This window comes from Paenarthrobacter sp. NPDC089322, from assembly GCF_040684895.1.
In the GTDB taxonomy this organism is placed as follows: domain Bacteria; phylum Actinomycetota; class Actinomycetes; order Actinomycetales; family Micrococcaceae; genus Arthrobacter.
Window position 1 is genome coordinate 13311 of record NZ_JBFBGW010000021.1, and the last position, 16885, is coordinate 30195.

Below are 16885 nucleotides of genomic sequence, written 5' to 3' on the forward strand. Positions count from 1 at the left end.
TTTCATTAGGGAGCCCTGTGGGGCCCTTTGGACGACGCCCGCTGTCTTGTGAAGTGGGCGAATCCGGAAACTTACTCCGGGTAAACCTAGCGATCGGGCATAGCAGAACACGGTGGAATGAATGGGAGGTTGACCGTTGGTGGCCGAAGGGCGTTCGCCGGCCATCAACGGCTACTTGGCGGCGCCCTTCAGGGTTCCGGTGGTTGCTTCGCCCGGAGCGCCGCCGATCAGGCAGACAATCTCACGGTCGTCAGCGGCCCACGTTTCGCTGGTGGGGTAGAAGTAGGTCAGTTCCAAGGTGGATTGGTCGTAGGGCAATCCGACGAACGTGGCGAATTCCGCACCGCAGTATTCTTCGGACTGCCTTTCCACCTCGCTGTCGCCGGGGTACGCGTCGGCAGCGATGTCCTTGGCAGCGTATGCCTCGAGGTCGTGGCTTTGCTCGCAGGGGATGATGGAAACGTCCTTGACCTCGTTGCCTGACGGCTCAGCGATACAGTCGCCGACCTTGACCTTGAAAGCATCGGCAACGGACGTCTCCGTGGGTTTTCCTGACTCGTCCCTCTTCGCGTCTCCGCTGCTGATGATCGAACAACCCACGAGCGCGATTGACGCCATGCACAGCACCGCGGTTGCCCTGATGGGTGTGGATGGATGTTGCATTTCTGGTCCTCATTCCCAGAAGGACCACAGTTGAGCGTCGGACATGTCCTGGCGGAGCTGCGGTCGAACGATGGGGGACCAGACAATGACCCACGCCGAGCGATCCCCCAAGATCAGCAATGAGCGGATCGCGCCGGTTGCCCATGGGTGGGGGGCCGCCGGCGCGAACCCGAGAGTCTGGAGCTAGGCCGTCAGGGCCAAATCCTGGACCAGCTTGAAAACAGCGCCCGTGGGATCCGAAAGAGTGGCCAACCGCCCAAAGGGAGTGTCCTCGGCAGGTTGGATGATGGTGGCACCCAGGGCCAGGGCCTGCTCCACCGTGGCGTCCATGTTGTCCACGGCAAAGTACACGCTCCACATGGACGGCACCTGTTCCGGCAGGAACCCGGACGCGTCCATGATGCCCGCCTTGGCGTCGTTGCCGGAACCCAGGGTGGTGTAGCGGAACTCAGGGGTATCGCCTACAACGGCGGTGTCCCAACCGAAGACGTTCTGGTAGAAGGACACCGCGGACTCGTAGTCCTTGGAAAGAAGCTCGTGCCATGCCGGGGCACCGGACTCAGCAGCGAGCTCGTAGCCTTTCATCCCACCGAATTGCCACGCACCAATGGCCGCTCCCGATGAGTCTCCGTACAAGGCCATGCTGCCTTGCTCCGGAACCTCCATGGGGTCCATGTAGATCTGGCCCCCGTGGGCGGCGGCGGCCTCGGTGGTGGCCTGGATATCGTCCGTACGCAGGTAGGTGGACCAGACGTCCGGCATGGCGCCCATGTCCGCCTGCTTCTGCATGATGCCTGCCACCATCCGGCCATCCTTGGACGCCGTGATGTAACCGCCGTACTTCTCCTGGTCTCCGGTCTCGTAAGTCCAGCCGAAAAGTGCGTTGTAAAACGCCTTGGCCTTCTCGGTATCGGACGTCATCAGATCAATCCAGCACGGTGCACCAGGGGTGATTTCAGGCGAAGGCATGCGTCAGGCTCCTGTGTTGTTTCGCGGCCCAAGCCACGGCTGTTGTCAGAGGTTGTGAAGACAGACAGAACACTATGCGCGGGGTCTGACAGTTTCAATGATTTTCTGGGTGTCAGTTCTCAGATCCACGCCTGAGCCATAAGCAACTCGTCCCGCAGGCACAAAAATGCCCCGGGTTGGTGGACCCGGGGCATCTCTTGGCGGAAGGTAAGGGATTTGAACCCTTGGTACGGGGTTACCGCACACTGGTTTTCAAGACCAGCTCCTTAGGCCGCTCGGACAACCTTCCCTGCCTAGTAGTGTTTCATAGGGAGTTGGCTGTACCAAAACATCAGGTCCTCCAGGCCCTGCCCCGGGCTTTGGATGACAGGCAAGAAACCGGGAGTTCGTCATGAAAGCCGTCTACATCTCAGAACCAGGCGGACCCGAAGTCCTCGACGTCAGGGAGGTACCGGCTCCGGTGCCCGGCGACGGCGAGGTGCTGATCGACGTCGTGGCCGCCGGCCTGAACCGGGCGGACGTCCAGCAGCGCCGCGGCTTCTACCCGCCGCCTGCGGGCGCTTCCGAAATTCCGGGCCTTGAAGTGTCCGGGCGCATTGCAGCCTTTGGCCCCGGCGTCACCAAAGCGTTCTCGGTAGGCGACAAAGTAGTTGCCCTGCTATCGGGAGGGGGCTACGCACAGCAGGTTGCCGTGCCGGCCGAACAGGTCCTCCGGCTGCCTGAAGGCGTGGACCTGGTCACCGCAGCGGCGCTGCCGGAAGTTGCGGCAACTGTCTACTCGAACCTCATCATGACAGCGCAGCTCCAGCCCGGCGAGACCGTGCTGATCCACGGCGCCACGGGCGGCATTGGCACCATGGCGATCCAACTGGCCAAAGCCTACGGGGCAAAAGTCGCCACGACGGCCGGTACGGACGAGAAAGTCGGTACCGCAAAGGCCTTCCTCGGTGCCGACATCGCCATCAACTACGCGGAAGAGGATTTTCCCGAGAGCCTCAAGGCGCAAAACGGTGGCAAAGGCGCGGACGTGATCCTCGACGTCGTCGGTGCCAAGTACCTCGAACAAAACATTGAGGCGCTCGCTGACTATGGAAGGCTCATCGTGATCGGCCTGCAGGGCGGCACCAAAGCGCAAATCAACCTGGGCCAGCTCCTCAACAAGCGTGCCGCCGTCATCGGGACGGCGCTCCGGCCACGGCCCGTTGCGGAAAAGGGCATCATCATGTCAACAGTTCGCGAGTCCGTGTGGCCCATGCTTGCCGACGGCCGCATCAAACCCCTGGTGGCCAAGACGTTCCCGCTGGACCGGGTCCGCGAGGCCCACGAGTATTTTGATTCGGGAGAGCACGTGGGGAAGGTCCTCTTGCTCCTCTGAGCCGGTTACTGCGCAATTCAACCCGTCCCTACCCGCAGCAAGGAGCTTCATGTCCATCCGGCACAGCCTGCTGGCCCTGCTCCATGACCAGCCCCGGTATGGCTATGAGCTGCGTGTTGAGTTCGAGGACCGCACGGGCGCGGCGTGGCCGCTGAACATCGGCCAGGTTTACACCACGCTGGACCGGCTTGAGCGCGACGGCCTGGTCAGCAAGGACGGCGACGACGGCGGCGGCCACGTCGTCTACAGCATCACTGACGCCGGGGTCGAGGAAGTCGCGGCCTGGTTTGAGGGAGCGGTGGAGCGCGGCAACCCGCCGCGGAACGAGATCGCCATCAAACTGGCGCTCGCGGTGACCCTGCCGGGCGTGGATGCCTCTGCTGTAATCCAATCCCAGCGGGAGGTCTCGATCCGGGCCTTGCAGGAACACACCCAGACCCGGAAGGCAGTCTCGGCAAACCAAAAACCTGCGGACACTGCATGGCTGTTGGTCTTGGACTCCCTGATTTTCCAGGCTGAAGCTGAAGTCCGTTGGCTGGATCTTTGTGAAGCACGCATGGTCCAGGCCCAAGGCAAAGCCGGCTGAACCTACCGCTCGCCGCACCCGCACCGCCGCTCGGCGCGCAGACCCCGTCTTTCAGTGTGTTGGGTCATGCCTGCGCTTCCTGTGATTGCTAGCCTGCGGCCTTAAGTCTGCCTGCCCACGGTCGGCAGCCCGGCGGCTCTCAAGGAGGAGATATGGATAGCAAGGCTGAACTCGCGGAAGGACTGGATCCGACGCTGCCCGCGCCGGCGGTGGACGATTCGGTTCGGGAAGCTGAAGAACGTAAATGGACCCCGGCCAAGATCGGACTGTGGGTGGCGATTTCGCTGCTCGGCGCGGTGGCGTGGTTCATGCTCGCCTTGGTGCGCGGTGAGACCGTCAACGCCATCTGGTTTGTATTCGCAGCGGTGTGTACGTACCTGATCGGTTACCGTTTCTATTCCAAAGTCATTGAGCGCTACCTCCTGAAGCCGGATGACCGGCGCGCAACTCCGGCCGAGTACAAAGCCGACGGCAAGGACTACGTCAGGACGGACCGCAACGTCCTCTTCGGCCACCACTTCGCGGCCATCGCAGGTGCCGGTCCGCTGGTTGGGCCGGTCATTGCTGCCCAGATGGGTTACCTGCCGGGCACCATCTGGATCATCATCGGCGTCGTTCTTGCCGGGGCCGTCCAGGACTATCTGGTGATGTTCTTCTCCATGCGCCGCGGTGGGCGCTCCCTCGGCCAGATGGCACGCGAGGAATTGGGCGTCATCGGCGGTACGGCGGCTTTGATCGCCACGCTGCTCATCATGATCATCATCGTGGCCATCCTCGCGCTTGTGGTGGTCAATGCTTTGGGTGAGAGCCCCTGGGGCGTCTTCTCTGTAGGCATGACCATCCCGATCGCGCTGTTCATGGGTGTGTATCTTCGCTTCATCCGTCCCGGCAAGGTCATGGAAGTGTCCATCATCGGCTTCGTGCTGCTGATGGCCGCGATCATCGGTGGTGGGGCTGTTGCGGGCACGGAATGGGGTGCGGCGTTCTTCCACCTGGACAAGGTCACTATCGCCTGGGGCATCATCGTCTATGGCTTCATCGCCGCCATCCTTCCGGTCTGGCTGCTCCTTGCTCCGCGAGACTACCTCTCCACCTTCATGAAGATCGGCGTGATCGTGATGTTGGCCGTGGCCATCATCGTGGTCCGGCCCGAGATCGACGTCCCTGCCTTCAGTGAGTTTGCCGGCCGGGAGAACGGGCCCGTCTTCTCCGGTGCCTTGTTCCCCTTCCTGTTTGTCACCATCGCCTGCGGTGCCTTGTCCGGCTTCCACGCCCTGATCTCCTCCGGCACCACGCCCAAGCTGATAGAAAAGGAACGCCAGACCCGCTTCATCGGCTACGGCGGCATGCTGATGGAATCCTTCGTGGCCATCATGGCCCTCGTAGCCGCCATCTCGATTGATCGTGGCATCTATTTTGCGATGAACGCGCCGCTGGCCCTGACCGGAGGCACCGTGGAATCCGCCGCGCAATGGGTGAACAGCCTTGGCCTGGCCAACGTCAACATCACACCGGACGCGTTGGCCCAAACCGCGCGCGATGTTGGCGAGGAGAGCATCATTTCGCGTTCCGGCGGCGCTCCGACGCTGGCCGTCGGGCTCGCGCATATCATGCAGCAGTTCATTGGTGGGCCGGGAATGATGGCCTTCTGGTACCACTTTGCCATCATGTTCGAGGCACTCTTCATCCTCACGGCAGTGGACGCCGGTACGCGTGTGGCCCGCTTCATGTTGCAGGACTCCATCGGAAACTTTGTTCCGAAGTTCAAGGAGGCTTCATGGCGTCCCGGTGCCTGGCTGTGCACCGCAATCATGGTGGGTGCCTGGGGTGCGGTCCTGTTGATGGGCGTGACTGATCCGCTGGGCGGCATCAACACGCTCTTCCCCTTGTTCGGCATCGCCAACCAGTTGTTGGCTGCGATCGCGCTGGCCGTCTGCCTTGCAATCGCCGCCAAGCGTGGAGTGTTCAAGTGGCTCTGGATTGTGGCGGTTCCGCTTGCATTCGCGGCTGTCGTCACCATCACGGCCAGCTTCCACAAAATTTTCTCACCCGTCCCGGCAGTGGGTTACTTCGCGAACAACCAGGCTTTTTCCAAGGCGTTGGCTGAGGGCAAGACGGAGTTCGGCACGGCCAAGACAGTGGCCGCCATGGAAGCAGTCGTACGGAACACCATGATCCAGGGCGTGCTTTCAGTCATCTTCGTGACCTTGAGCATCATCGTGATTGTTACCGCTGTGATTGCCACCATCAGGGCATTCCGGGCTGGCGGCGGGCAGGATCACGAAGACGCTCCTGTCGCGTCCAGGGTTTACGCCCCCGCAGGCCTGGTTCCCACTGCCGCCGAGAAGGAGTTGCTTGCCAAGTGGAACGCCTTGCCGCCGGAGAAGCACGCCCAAAAGGCCGGGCATCACTGATGAATACCGTCACTACGGGTTTGAAGGGCTTCGCGGCATATATGCGCTCCTTGATGGGAGCGGACGCCTACCAAAAGTACCTGGAGCACTTCGAATCCACAGGCCATCCCGGACCCGCCATGACTGAACGTCAGTTTTGGCGGGACCGGATGGACCGGCAGGACACGAATCCGCAAGGCAGATGCTGCTGAGAGGGAGTTTCGCTACGAACGAAGTCCATAATCCGGTCTTGGCCACGGGCTGGCACGAACCCCATGAGAGTATGAACGCATGAGCGATCTGAACAACATTCAGCCCACGGATGAGGCTTCGGACGACACTCCGGTGGAAGGGACCACCCTGGACGAGGGCACACCGGCGCCCGACGGGCAACAGCCAGGCCAGGAGGTGCCATCCAAGGATGCAAAGCCGAAGGGCACAAACCTCCAGGAACTCGTTGACGAGCCGGCCAAGGTGATGCGCATCGGCACCATGATCCGTCAGCTCCTTGAAGAGGTGAAGAGCGCGCCGTTGGATGATGCGGCCCGTGGCCGCCTTGCCGAAATTCATGAACGCTCCATCAAGGAACTCGAAGACGGGCTCGCTCCCGAGCTCATCGAGGAACTTGAACGCATCAGCCTGCCGTTTCCGGAGGAAAAGGCACCTTCGGACGCCGAATTGAGGATCGCCCAGGCCCAGCTTGTCGGTTGGCTTGAAGGACTCTTCCATGGCATCCAGGCTGCGATCGCTGCCCAGCAGGCAGCGCGGGACCATGCCGCTGCGCAGATGCAGCTCCGGCAGCTCCCGCCAGGAACGGTCATCGCCCCGGGAATCGTCATCGGGGAAAACGGTCAACCCCAGCGTGCCGCGGCTCCGGGTGCTCCGGGCGCAGCTCCGCAAGGCCGTCCTGAAGATCCGGACCACGGCCCGGGCCAGTACCTCTGAGCTGATCTGTGGGTTTCTTTGGGGCCGTCCGGCAAGGGCGGAAGGACGATCTTGAACTCGGCAAGGGTCTTTGGCGGCGCGCCCACGATCGCTTTCACCGCGGCCTGGACCGGTACCATCAGGTTCTTGAGGGCGTCGATGACGAGCAGCTGTACAACGAGCTCGTCGAGATCGCCAATGAACTGGCTGAGTTGTCTCCTCGGGTGCGGGCCGTGTGCGTGGAGGCCCAGAAGCGCGCGCCGAGTGACGGGCTGGATGTCCCGGGTTCCCTGGCCGGAGTCCACCGGGCTTTGTCCAAGGCAGGAAACTCCCTTGCCACCACGGCTGAAGCGGCCGCCATGCTCCGGCTGGCCGTAGGTCCCGTTCCTGTGGGTGCCCTGTCGGTGCGCAGGCGGGCTGAATCCGTGTTTGAGCAGGTTGCCGATGCTGAGAGGCATCTCGCTGGCTGAAGTGATGACTTTGTGCCGCGTGCGCAACTACCAGCGTGCGCGTCTATTCCTATTGCGCAATGAATTAAGCGGATAGCTGACTTCCGTAACATTTGGTGCTTTGAGCAACTTCATGCTGGCAGGATTGCAGCCATGACTTCCTCACCAACGCTTACTTTCAACGACGGCAACACCATTCCCCAGCTCGGCTACGGGGTATGGCAGGTTGAAGACGATGTAGCCGAAAAGGTGGTCCGCCAGGCGTTCGAGGCCGGCTTCCGCCACATCGATACCGCCAAGATTTACGGCAACGAGGCCGGCGTCGGACGCGCCATTGCCTCCTCGGGACTTTCCGCCGAGGAAATCTTCATCACCACCAAGTTGTGGAACGCCGACCAGGGCTACGAGTCCACGCTGGAGGCTTTCGAGAAGTCCCTGGACCGACTCGGGCTGGAGACCCTGGACCTGTACCTGATTCACTGGCAGCAGCCCAAGCAGGACAAGTACGTAGATACCTGGAAGGCCCTCATTGAGCTGAAAAAGCGCGGTCGGGTCAAGTCCATCGGTGTTTCCAACTTCACCACCGAGGGCCTGCAGCGCATCATCGACGAGTCCGGCGTTGTCCCGGCCATCAACCAGATTGAACTGCACCCGTTCTTCAACCAGTCCGAACTGCGCGAGTTCAACGCCTCCAAGGGCATCCTCACGCAGGCTTGGTCTCCGCTTGGCCAAGGCGGTGAGCTGCTGGAGAACGCTACGATCGCCGGGATCGCAGCCAAGCACGACGCCACGCCGGCACAGGTTGTCATCGCCTGGCACCTTGCGATCGGCAACGTTGTCATCCCCAAGTCCGTCACGGAGTCCCGCATCCAGGAGAACTTCGCGGCCCTGTCCGTGAAGCTGGATGACGCCGATGTCGAGGCAATCAACGGCCTGGACCGCGGGGCCGAAGGCCGCATCGGCCCGGACCCGGCGGTTTCCGATTTCGCCTAAGCCACACGCAAAAAGCGCCCCGCACCCAACTGGGTAGCAGTAGTGCGCGTTTTGATCGCTCAAAACGTGCACAAATGCGACTCAGTTGGGTGGGGGCGCTTTCAGTTAACGTGCGGCTTTCGTTAGGGCACAGCTTTCGGTTAACGTGCGGCTTTCGTTAGGGCACGACGGCGGGTGGCGGGTTTTGGGGGACAGGTCCAGGCTCCGATCCGGAGGATGGATGTGCCGCAACCGCCGCGGCGTGCTCGGCGAGGACGCCCGTTTGGTGCCGGATCTTCAGCCGGTACAACAACGCTCCGCCTACGGTAACGGCAGTTACGAAGATCACTCCGCCCCACTGCAGGTACCACTCGAAGGGTGGCACGGAGTTGTAGATTTCCTGCCGGGGCCAGATGAGGTTGATGGTCATGGCGCCACCCCACAGCACGGCAAGGATGTTGACGGGCAGTCCCCACTTGCCCATGGAGAAGCCGGGTTCGGAGCCGTCTGAGGTGACGAGCGGCCACTTCTTCTGGAACCTCTTCCGGAGCAACGGCACTGTCACCAGAAGGTAGGACAGGTAGATCAGTACGATGCTGATGCTGGAGAGGATAGTGAAGATGGCCGGCTGCATCACGTTGATGAGCAGCGGGATGACGGCCAGCACACCAATGACAATCGCTGCCACCGTGGGGGTCCGGCGTACGGGATCCACCTTGCTGAGCTGGCGGCTGAAGGGCAGGTTGTTGTCCCTGGCCATGGCGAACATCATGCGGATGGCGGCAGCGTGCACCGCAAGGGTGCAGACCACCACGGCGACCACGATGCAGGCCAGGAATGCCTTGCCGAACGGCCCGCCGAGGACGCTGAGCACGATGTACTGGAGCCCGCCGTCAGCTTGTCCCACCTTGGGGTCATTGAGGTCCGGTGCGGCCAGGATGCCGAACAGCAGCATCAGCCCGCCCAGCAGGAAGGACGCAGTGACGGCCCGGAGGATGGCCTTCGGAGCTGTCCTCTTGGGGTCCTTGGTTTCCTCGCCAAGGGAGCTGGCAGTATCGAAGCCGTACATGACGTAGCCCGACGCCATGGCGCCGATCAGGAAGACACCAAAGAAGCCGAGGTCGTTGCCTTCACCGAAGCCGGCGGTGTCGAAAAAGACCTCCGGTCCGCGCACCACGTGCCAGCCCAGTGCGAGGATCAGCAGCACCGCCGCAATCAGCTCGACGAAGACGCCGATGCTGTTGATCCGCGTCATGAGCTTCACGCCGAACGCGTTGATGAGTGTGGAGATGGTGATCATGATCGTCGCCAGAACCACGCCGTTCATGGCGAAATCAAAGGGACCACTCCCGTCGCCCACCAACTGGAAGCCGGACCATAGCTGCGGGAGGGTGATCTGCAGCGCCAGTGCTACAGACCCCAACGCCATGATGGAGGACAGCAGCAACAGCCAGCCCGCCAGCCACGACGACGTTCCCGACGCGAGCCGTTTGGCCCAGTTGTAAACCGAGCCTGCAACCGGGTAGCGGCCCGCAAGCTCGGCGAAGCACAGGGCCACCATCAGCTGGCCCACGAAGACTATCGGCCAGGACCAGGCGTACGCCGGGCCGGCCATGGAAAAACCGAAATAGAACAGTTGAAAAACACCGGTAAGGATGGAGATATAGCTGACGCCGGCAGCGAAACTGGCGAACTTGCCAATGCTGCGGTCAAGGGTTTGCGTGTAGCCAAATTCGTCCATGCCGCTTGAATCATTACTCTTGCTGGGTTCCACTGTGGACTCCTTATCAGAAAAGCAAGATAGGATCGGCCGCCCTGGGGCGCGGCGGAATCAAAATTTGCTGTGGTGACTTTCCCCCAACGGGAGGGGCCCCGAAGGGCCGCCCCTCAGGCGTACGACGGCGTGAAATCCTCCTCTTCGCTCGCTACGGCGACGACGGCACCGCTCGCTTCCAGCCGGTCAGCCCGGATCAGGTCGGCACAGCGTTCACCGATCATCATGACGGTGATGTTCGGGTTGACCGTCACGTGCTCGGGCATGACGGACGCATCGGCGACCCGCAACCCGGTGACCCCCTTGACCCGCAAGCCGGGATCCAAAGGCGACATGTCGTCGTCGTACGCTCCCATCCGAACGGTTCCCACCGGGTGGTATACCGTGTTGTGGGTCTTGCGGATGTACTCCTGCAGTTCCTCATCCGTCTGCGCTTCAATGCCCGGAGAGAGCTCCCGCCCCGTCCACTCAGCCATGGCAGGCTGCGCGGCGATTTCCCGTGCCTTGCGGATGCCCGCAACCATGACGCGCATGTCGTGGCCCTCGGGGTCCGTGAAGTAGCGCGGGTCCACCATGGGCTTGTCGCGGAAGTCGCGGCTGCGAAGCCGTACGGTGCCGCGCGAGCGGGCGTGCGTGACGTTCGGAGTGAGGCTGAAGCCGTTCTCCGTCGTCGGGTAGCCGTGCCGCAAGGTGTTCATGTCGAAAGGGACCGAACCGTAGTGCATCATCAGGTCGGGACGGTCCAGGCCGTCTTCCGTGGGCGTGAAAATGCCGATTTCCCACCACTGGGTAGAAGTCTGGACCATGGGCTGCTTGGCCTCGAACTGGACCAGGCCTTCTGGGTGGTCCTGCAGGTTCTCGCCCACGCCGGGGGAATCCACCAACGCCTCGATGCCGTGCTCCGCGAGGTGGGCGGCCGGGCCGATGCCGGAGAGCATGAGGAGCTTGGGGGAGTCGATCGCACCCGTCGAGAGGATGACCTCGTGGCGCGCAGCGAGCCGGTGGGTGCGGCCGAACGCCGAGTCGACGACGTCGACGCCGGTGCAGCGCTTGTCCGCGTCGAACACCAGTTGGCGGGCCCGTAGCCCGGTCAGCAGGGTGAAGTTTTCGCGGTCGATGATCGGGTGGATGTACGACACCGAACTGGAGGACCGGGTACCGTCTGCACGGCGGTTGATCTGAAAGAAGTTTGCTCCGTTCACGACAGTGGCGCCCGTGTTGAACTTGGCGCGGGGGATGCCCGACTGCTCGCAGGCATCCAGGAGCGCGACGCCGGCGGGATCAGCCGGGGGCACGTTCATCAGGTGCACAGGGCCTGAGTCGCCGTGGTGAGGCGCGTCCGGCCCCGCGTCCTCGTTGGTTTCCAGCCGCTTATACAACGGCCAGGCGGCATCCGCGTTCCATCCGGTGGCACCGTACTTGGATTCCCATTCGTCCAGGTCTTCGCGGGGTGCCCAGAAAGCGATGCAGGAGTTATGGCTGGAACAGCCGCCCATGACCTTGGCGCGTGCGTGACGCATGAATGAATTGCCGTTTTCCTGCGGCTCGATCGGGTAGTCCCAGTCGTAGCCGGATTCCAACAGTTCCATCCAGCGATCCAGCTGCAGGATCTCGGGCAGGTTGCGGTCATCCGGCCCCGCCTCCACGAGGGCCACCGTGACGTCCGGATCCTCGCTCAGCCTCGCGGCCACAGCGGCGCCGGCAGACCCGCCGCCGATGACGACATAGTCGAACGCGCGCTCGTCGAGGTTCTCGATGTTGTCGAAGTGCATCTAGTTCTCCTTACTGTGGTCGGCGAACCAGCCAGTGACCTGCGGGCTGGTGTTCTGGTAGATGTGCTTGGCTTCCTGGTACTCCGCCAGGCCCGTGGGGCCGAGTTCCCGGCCGACTCCGGACTGGCCGAATCCTCCCCACTCCGCCTGCGGGAGGTAAGGGTGGTAGTCGTTGATCCAGATGGTGCCGTGGCGCAGGCGTTTTGCCACGCGCTGCGCCTTGCCGGCGTCCTGCGTCCAGACGGCACCGGCCAGGCCGTAGATGGTGTCGTTGGCGATGGCCACGGCTTCGTCTTCGGTACGGAACGTTTCCACCGTCACTACCGGGCCGAACGCTTCGTCGGTGACCACGGACATTCCCCGGGTGACGCGGTCCAGGACGGTCGGCTGGTAGTAGAACCCGGCGTCGTACTTTGTGCCTTCAGCCGGCGCGCCGCCGGTCCGCAGCCGTGCACCTTCCTCGACGCCGCGCTGGACGTAGGCATGGACCTTGTCCCGGTGCTCGGCGGAGATCAGCGGCCCGGTTTCGGCGTCCTCGTCGAACGGGCCGCCAAGGCGGATGGCCTCGGCACGACGAACCAGCTCGTCCACGAATCGCTCGGCGATGGATTCCTCCACCACCAGCCGGGCGCCTGCAGAGCAGACCTGGCCGGAGTGGAGGAAAGCGCCGTTGAGCGCATTATCGACGGCGGCTTCGAAGTCAGCGTCGGCGAAGACAACGTTGGGGTTCTTGCCGCCCAGTTCCAGGGCTATCTTCTTGACGGTGGCGGAGGCTGCCGCGGCGATGCGCTTACCCGTATCCAGTCCGCCGGTGAAGGAGACAAGGTCGACGGCGGGATGTTCCGAAAGCGGTGCACCCGCCTTGGCGCCGGGCCCGGTGACGAGATTCGCGACGCCGGCCGGCAGCCCAAGGTCCTGCATGAGCTGCATGATCAGGATGCTGGTGGACGGGGTCAGTTCGGAAGGCTTGAGGACAAAGGTGCAGCCTGCCGCCAAAGCCGGAGCGATCTTCCACGCGGCCTGCAGGAGGGGGTAGTTCCATGGCGTGATGAGGCCGCAGACGCCCAGCGGTTCGTAGGAGATCCTGCTGACGACATCGGGGTTCCCGGCGTCCACCACGCGGCCAGCGTCCTGACCTGCCAGCCTGCCGAAGTACTCGAAGCACGCGGCGATGTCATCGATGTCGATGCGGCTTTCGATGATCCGCTTGCCTGTGTCCAAAGATTCGGCGCGGGCGAACTTTTCCCGATGTTCCCGCAATCCCGCGGCGACCTTTAACAGGAAAGTGCCGCGCTCCGGTGCGGGTGTCCCGGGCCAAACCCCGGAATCGAAGGCCGCCCGAGCCGCCGCGATGGCGCGCTCGGTGTCCTCGCGGCCGGCCTCGGACACCGTGGCGACGAACTCGCCGTCGGCGGGATTGCGGATTTCGCTCACGGCGCCGGAAGCGGCCGGCTCCCATGAGCCGTTGATGAAGAGGGTGGATGCTGTTTTTGGCATGGATCTCCCTAGGTAGTGGGCCCGGTCTTCTGCCTGGGCGGGGGTTTCAGGGCACGGCCGAGCTACGCCTGATACCGGCGTTGGCTGCTTGGGTGTGTGGTGCGTTCGCAGGCCGTGGTGCGGGTGCGCCTGGTTGCGGGGTTGCGGCCGTTCGTGGGGCGCTGTGCTTTGGGTGCGCCTGCTAAAACGTGGCTTGTTTTGCTAGGTGCCCGGACTGAGTGTGTCGTAGGTCATAGAAAGACACTAGAGCACTTTGAACGATCGTTCAAGGGTTTTGAGGCGAGATATATCAATACGCGCATTTGTGACGCTGCCTCGGGGCGCGAGCTGCCGCGTGCAGCGGCGCATGGTTGCGCTACTTGGTTTCGCGCGCAGGGGCGAAGGCGATTTCCTCAGTGCGGGCAATGCCTCGTTGGATCGCGGCCTTGTCTATTCCAAGAAGGGAGGTCAGCCACATGCCGTTCTGGATAACGACGATATCGGCTGCGCGGTCCCGGCATTCTTCCCAGGAAAGCTCAGGTTTTGCGTTGTTGATCAGGGTGGCCACGCCGTCGAGGTAGCGGTCGAAAGCGGCCGCGTTGATTTCCGCATACCCTTCGTCAGCTTGCGCGAGGGCCCACAGGTGCAGACGCAGCGACATGTACCGGGTGGTCAGTAGATCCGGGCCGGCGACGCGGTGGAGGGCCTGGCGAAGATGCTCGTCCGGGTCTGAGCCCGGGCTTGTTGCAACGAGCAGGAGGTCGTCCTCATCGACGCGGCGGAGGGCGGCCCGGATCAGGCTGGTCTTGTCGTCGAAGTAGTAGTTAACCAAGCCCAAGGCGACGCCGGCTTCCCGGGCCACCGCACGCATGCTGACACCGGCGATGCCGTGCTTGGAGAGCAGCTCCATCGCAGCGTCGAGAATGCGGGACTGCTTGTCTAGCTGCTCACCGGAATTCAAGGCGTTTGTCCCCATATGGCAACACTATTGCCTTCGTCGCCGTGAGGGCGATTTGGGACGTTGGGGGTGGCGGTGGGTTGCAGGGCTTCGCGGCGCTTTTTTGCTCGCTTTAGCTGGCGTCAACCAAGGCGAACACACGTGCCGGGCTGCCCGTCCCGCCGACGATGGGCAGCGGCGCCACGATAATGGCTGCCCCTACCGGCGGCAATTCGCCCAGATTGCGCAGCGACGTGATCCCATATTTGTCGTTTCCCAGCAGGAAGTGGTGGGCCGGAAACGGGGGATGTTGCCCTGCTGCCATACCCGCGTCAATGCCCACGGTCTCTACGCCGATACCGGACAATCCGGACTCCCCGGCGATCCAGCGGGCACATTCAGCAGTAAGCCCGGGTGAGTGTGGCATCCCCTGTTCGTCGTTGTTGAGGAACCGCTCCCTGCTGTCGGAGCGGCTCTCCCAGCCGGTTCGGATGAGAAGCCAGCCGCCTCTGGGAAGTGGTCCGTATTCCGCTTCCCAGGCGCGGATGTGGTGAATGTCGAGCAGGAAGTCACTGTCGGCTTCGACCTCGCCCGAGACATCCAGCACCAGCGCGGGGCCCACTAACCTGTCAGGCGCAATGCGGGACACGTCCTTCCCCTCACGCCCGGTGACCCAGTGGACCGGAGCGTCCAGGTGAGTGCCGATGTGCTCGCCCGTGTGGATGTTGTGGTGCTTCCAAAAGGGTCCAGGCTCGTTGTAGGCCGACACTTCCTCAAGCGAGAAATCGATGAGGTTGGCGAAGGGCGTCGGTAATTCGAGCGTTGGAGTTGCGGCCGACAGCGGGGAGGTGAGGTCAAGCACGCTGATGCTGCGGGAGCCAAGCCCAGTGAGAAGCCGGTTCAGGGCTGCTGGGGCTGCGTCGTTCACAATGCTGGATTCCATGGGAGCTCCTGGTTGTCATGTGGCCTCGTCGAGGCTCGTTCAAAGGCGATGGTGGCGACGCTAGCACCGCCCATCCGGCTGGGGAATGGGATGGCCAAGGCATACCGGATTCTGCATAGACCTTGGCGGGTTAGGCATTCGACGCTGCCCTGCAGGGGAGGGAGACTGAAAGAACCAGACGTTACCCTCATCACATTCCGCGACTCCCAGCCGTGAAATGCATCGTCGCTTTTCCGATCGTCGCGGGTCCCGGATGGGGTCCCAAGCCAGAGTCTCAGCTACCAAGGAGCAGCAAATGTCGCACCATCAACTCCCTTCACAGGGACTACGCCCCCGGGTCCATCGATTTGTTGTTGCATCCTTGGTTGGCAACGCCCTCGAGTGGTATGACTTCTTTCTCTATGCCACGGCATCGGCAGTGGTCTTTGGCCGGTTGTTCTTTCCAGCCGATACGGATCCCCTGGTAGGCACCATGGCTGCTTTTGCCGGCTTCGCCGTGGGTTTCGCGGCGCGTCCGCTGGGTGGACTGATTTTTGGCCATATAGGTGACAGGCTGGGCCGCAAGCGTTCGTTGGTCTTGACCTTGTCAATCATGGGCATCAGCACGGCGCTCATGGGCCTGCTGCCCACCTACGCCCAGGTGGGGCTCTTGGCCCCTGCGCTTCTCATTATTCTGCGCGTATTGCAGGGAATCGCCGCCGGTGGGGAGTGGGGTGGCGGTGTCTTGTTGATCAGCGAGAACTCCAACAGTTCGCGGCGGGGCATGCTCTCGGCGTTCAGCCAGGGCGGCATTTCGCTGGGCTTTGTATTGTCCTCCCTGGCATTCTTCCTGGTGCAGCTGATGCCCGAGCCTGATTTCCTGGCGTGGGGCTGGCGCGTACCGTTCCTTGTCAGCATCCTCCTTCTCGGAGTCGGGGCCTACATCCGGTTCAAGCTGCCTGAGTCAAAGGAGTTCACCGAAGTTCGCGAAAGCAAGCCCCAGCATCGTCTGGCCGCTATTGAAGCTTTGCGCGCCCATCCGCGCGAAATCCTCATCGCCATGGGCCTGCGTGTGGCTGAAAACGGCGGTTCGTACATCTTCCTGTCCTTCTCCATCGTCTACGGCGTCCACGTGGGCGTGGACAAAGGACTGTTGCTCCTGGCTGTGGCGGTGTCCATGCTGGCGTCGTTCGGAACTTACATCTTCTTCGGCTACCTCTCCGATCTCATCGGCCGTCGCCTTGTCTATGCGCTTGGAGCCGTCGGGATGGGCCTGATGGCCTTCCCGTTCTTCGCCATGATCGACGCCAACACCCCTGCGATCGTGATCCTCGGGTTCCTTATCGCCAACGGCATCTGCCACGGCGCAATGATCGGGACTCAGCCGGCGTTCTTCCATGAAATGTTCTCCGCCGAGGTCCGGTATTCAGGCATGGCGATCGCGCACGAAGTCGCCGCCGTCTTCGCAGGCGGTTTTGCACCCTTGATCGCCACAGCGCTGCTGCTGAACTTCAATTCCTCGGCCCCGGTCTCCATCTACGTCATTGGCATGGTGCTGATAACGCTCATCGCCGTGCTCGCCTCCGGGCGGAAGCAGGTCCACGGCAGTCGCGATCACAGCGAACGTACGACGCCGGAACGCGTCTCCTAGAGGCACCCCACCTTCCGCTCCG

Annotated in this window: 15 protein-coding genes and 1 tRNA gene; 8 read left to right on the forward strand and 8 right to left on the reverse strand. The window is 62.7% G+C overall.

Annotated elements, in window-relative coordinates:
* Positions 1–171: 171 nt before the first annotated feature.
* From AB0N65_RS17485 to AB0N65_RS17495, 3 genes are all read right to left on the reverse strand, one after another.
* Entirely contained in the window at positions 172–663 is a 492-nt protein-coding gene (locus tag AB0N65_RS17485) for a septum formation family protein (RefSeq protein ID WP_364164441.1), read from the reverse strand.
* A 183-nt stretch (positions 664–846) separates the two neighbouring features.
* Complete coding sequence (locus AB0N65_RS17490; RefSeq protein WP_364164444.1) at positions 847–1632, reverse strand: VOC family protein; 786 nt, start codon at positions 1630–1632, stop codon at positions 847–849.
* Between the two features lie 198 nt (positions 1633–1830).
* Positions 1831–1921 (reverse strand) — tRNA-Ser (locus AB0N65_RS17495).
* A gap of 102 nt (positions 1922–2023) precedes the next feature.
* On the opposite strand from AB0N65_RS17495, the gene AB0N65_RS17500 reads away from it, so the two are divergent.
* The 7 genes from AB0N65_RS17500 to AB0N65_RS17530 all read left to right on the forward strand — a co-directional run bounded on the left by AB0N65_RS17500 (position 2024) and on the right by AB0N65_RS17530 (position 8352).
* On the forward strand, positions 2024–3007 hold the full coding sequence (locus AB0N65_RS17500) for an NAD(P)H-quinone oxidoreductase (RefSeq protein ID WP_364164447.1): 984 nt from the start codon (positions 2024–2026) through the stop codon (positions 3005–3007).
* Positions 3008–3056: 49 nt separating this feature from the next.
* Entirely contained in the window at positions 3057–3593 is a 537-nt protein-coding gene (locus tag AB0N65_RS17505) for a PadR family transcriptional regulator (protein WP_364164450.1), read from the forward strand.
* Between the two features lie 152 nt (positions 3594–3745).
* A complete protein-coding gene (locus tag AB0N65_RS17510; protein WP_364164453.1) occupies positions 3746–6007 on the forward strand; it encodes a carbon starvation CstA family protein in 2262 nt (753 codons plus the stop codon).
* Complete coding sequence (locus AB0N65_RS17515; protein WP_364164455.1) at positions 6007–6198, forward strand: YbdD/YjiX family protein; 192 nt, start codon at positions 6007–6009, stop codon at positions 6196–6198. Before AB0N65_RS17510 ends, AB0N65_RS17515 begins: the two co-directional genes overlap by 1 nt.
* Positions 6199–6277: 79 nt before the next feature.
* The gene (locus AB0N65_RS17520) at positions 6278–6931 is read left to right on the forward strand and encodes a bacterial proteasome activator family protein (protein ID WP_364164458.1); all 654 of its coding nucleotides are present in this window, start codon (positions 6278–6280) and stop codon (positions 6929–6931) included.
* An 8-nt stretch (positions 6932–6939) separates the two neighbouring features.
* On the forward strand, positions 6940–7380 hold the full coding sequence (locus tag AB0N65_RS17525) for a hypothetical protein (RefSeq protein ID WP_364164461.1): 441 nt from the start codon (positions 6940–6942) through the stop codon (positions 7378–7380).
* A gap of 132 nt (positions 7381–7512) precedes the next feature.
* Complete coding sequence (locus AB0N65_RS17530; RefSeq protein ID WP_364164463.1) at positions 7513–8352, forward strand: aldo/keto reductase; 840 nt, start codon at positions 7513–7515, stop codon at positions 8350–8352.
* Positions 8353–8509: 157 nt separating this feature from the next.
* Here AB0N65_RS17530 and AB0N65_RS17535 read toward each other — a convergent pair whose 3' ends face one another.
* From AB0N65_RS17535 to AB0N65_RS17555, 5 genes are all read right to left on the reverse strand, one after another.
* The gene (locus AB0N65_RS17535) at positions 8510–10072 is read right to left on the reverse strand and encodes an APC family permease (RefSeq protein WP_364164602.1); all 1563 of its coding nucleotides are present in this window, start codon (positions 10070–10072) and stop codon (positions 8510–8512) included.
* A 146-nt stretch (positions 10073–10218) separates the two neighbouring features.
* A complete protein-coding gene (locus AB0N65_RS17540) occupies positions 10219–11877 on the reverse strand; it encodes a GMC oxidoreductase (protein ID WP_364164466.1) in 1659 nt (552 codons plus the stop codon).
* Positions 11878–13374 carry an aldehyde dehydrogenase family protein gene (locus AB0N65_RS17545; protein WP_364164468.1) on the reverse strand — a complete coding sequence of 499 codons (1497 nt, stop codon included), beginning with the start codon at positions 13372–13374 and terminating at the stop codon, positions 11878–11880.
* 355 nt (positions 13375–13729) lie between these two features.
* Positions 13730–14329, reverse strand: a complete 600-nt coding sequence (locus AB0N65_RS17550) for a TetR/AcrR family transcriptional regulator (protein ID WP_364164471.1) — start codon at positions 14327–14329, stop codon at positions 13730–13732.
* Positions 14330–14423: 94 nt separating this feature from the next.
* Positions 14424–15233, reverse strand: a complete 810-nt coding sequence (locus AB0N65_RS17555; protein ID WP_364164474.1) for a cyclase family protein — start codon at positions 15231–15233, stop codon at positions 14424–14426.
* A gap of 295 nt (positions 15234–15528) precedes the next feature.
* Here AB0N65_RS17555 and AB0N65_RS17560 point away from each other — a divergent pair, with 295 nt between their 5' ends.
* Positions 15529–16863: an MFS transporter gene (locus AB0N65_RS17560; protein ID WP_364164476.1), complete on the forward strand. Its 1335-nt coding sequence runs from the start codon at positions 15529–15531 to the stop codon at positions 16861–16863.
* The last annotated feature ends 22 nt before the right edge of the window (positions 16864–16885 follow it).

Coding starts and splice junctions, on each gene's coding strand:
- AB0N65_RS17485 (WP_364164441.1), bottom strand. CDS start 663: ATGCAACATCCATCCACACCCATCAGGGCAACCGCGGTGCTGTGCATG.
- AB0N65_RS17490 (WP_364164444.1), bottom strand. CDS start 1,632: ATGCCTTCGCCTGAAATCACCCCTGGTGCACCGTGCTGGATTGATCTG.
- AB0N65_RS17500 (WP_364164447.1), top strand. CDS start 2,024: ATGAAAGCCGTCTACATCTCAGAACCAGGCGGACCCGAAGTCCTCGAC.
- AB0N65_RS17505 (WP_364164450.1), top strand. CDS start 3,057: ATGTCCATCCGGCACAGCCTGCTGGCCCTGCTCCATGACCAGCCCCGG.
- AB0N65_RS17510 (WP_364164453.1), top strand. CDS start 3,746: ATGGATAGCAAGGCTGAACTCGCGGAAGGACTGGATCCGACGCTGCCC.
- AB0N65_RS17515 (WP_364164455.1), top strand. CDS start 6,007: ATGAATACCGTCACTACGGGTTTGAAGGGCTTCGCGGCATATATGCGC.
- AB0N65_RS17520 (WP_364164458.1), top strand. CDS start 6,278: ATGAGCGATCTGAACAACATTCAGCCCACGGATGAGGCTTCGGACGAC.
- AB0N65_RS17530 (WP_364164463.1), top strand. CDS start 7,513: ATGACTTCCTCACCAACGCTTACTTTCAACGACGGCAACACCATTCCC.
- AB0N65_RS17535 (WP_364164602.1), bottom strand. CDS start 10,072: ATGGACGAATTTGGCTACACGCAAACCCTTGACCGCAGCATTGGCAAG.
- AB0N65_RS17540 (WP_364164466.1), bottom strand. CDS start 11,877: ATGCACTTCGACAACATCGAGAACCTCGACGAGCGCGCGTTCGACTAT.
- AB0N65_RS17545 (WP_364164468.1), bottom strand. CDS start 13,374: ATGCCAAAAACAGCATCCACCCTCTTCATCAACGGCTCATGGGAGCCG.
- AB0N65_RS17550 (WP_364164471.1), bottom strand. CDS start 14,329: ATGGGGACAAACGCCTTGAATTCCGGTGAGCAGCTAGACAAGCAGTCC.
- AB0N65_RS17555 (WP_364164474.1), bottom strand. CDS start 15,233: ATGGAATCCAGCATTGTGAACGACGCAGCCCCAGCAGCCCTGAACCGG.
- AB0N65_RS17560 (WP_364164476.1), top strand. CDS start 15,529: ATGTCGCACCATCAACTCCCTTCACAGGGACTACGCCCCCGGGTCCAT.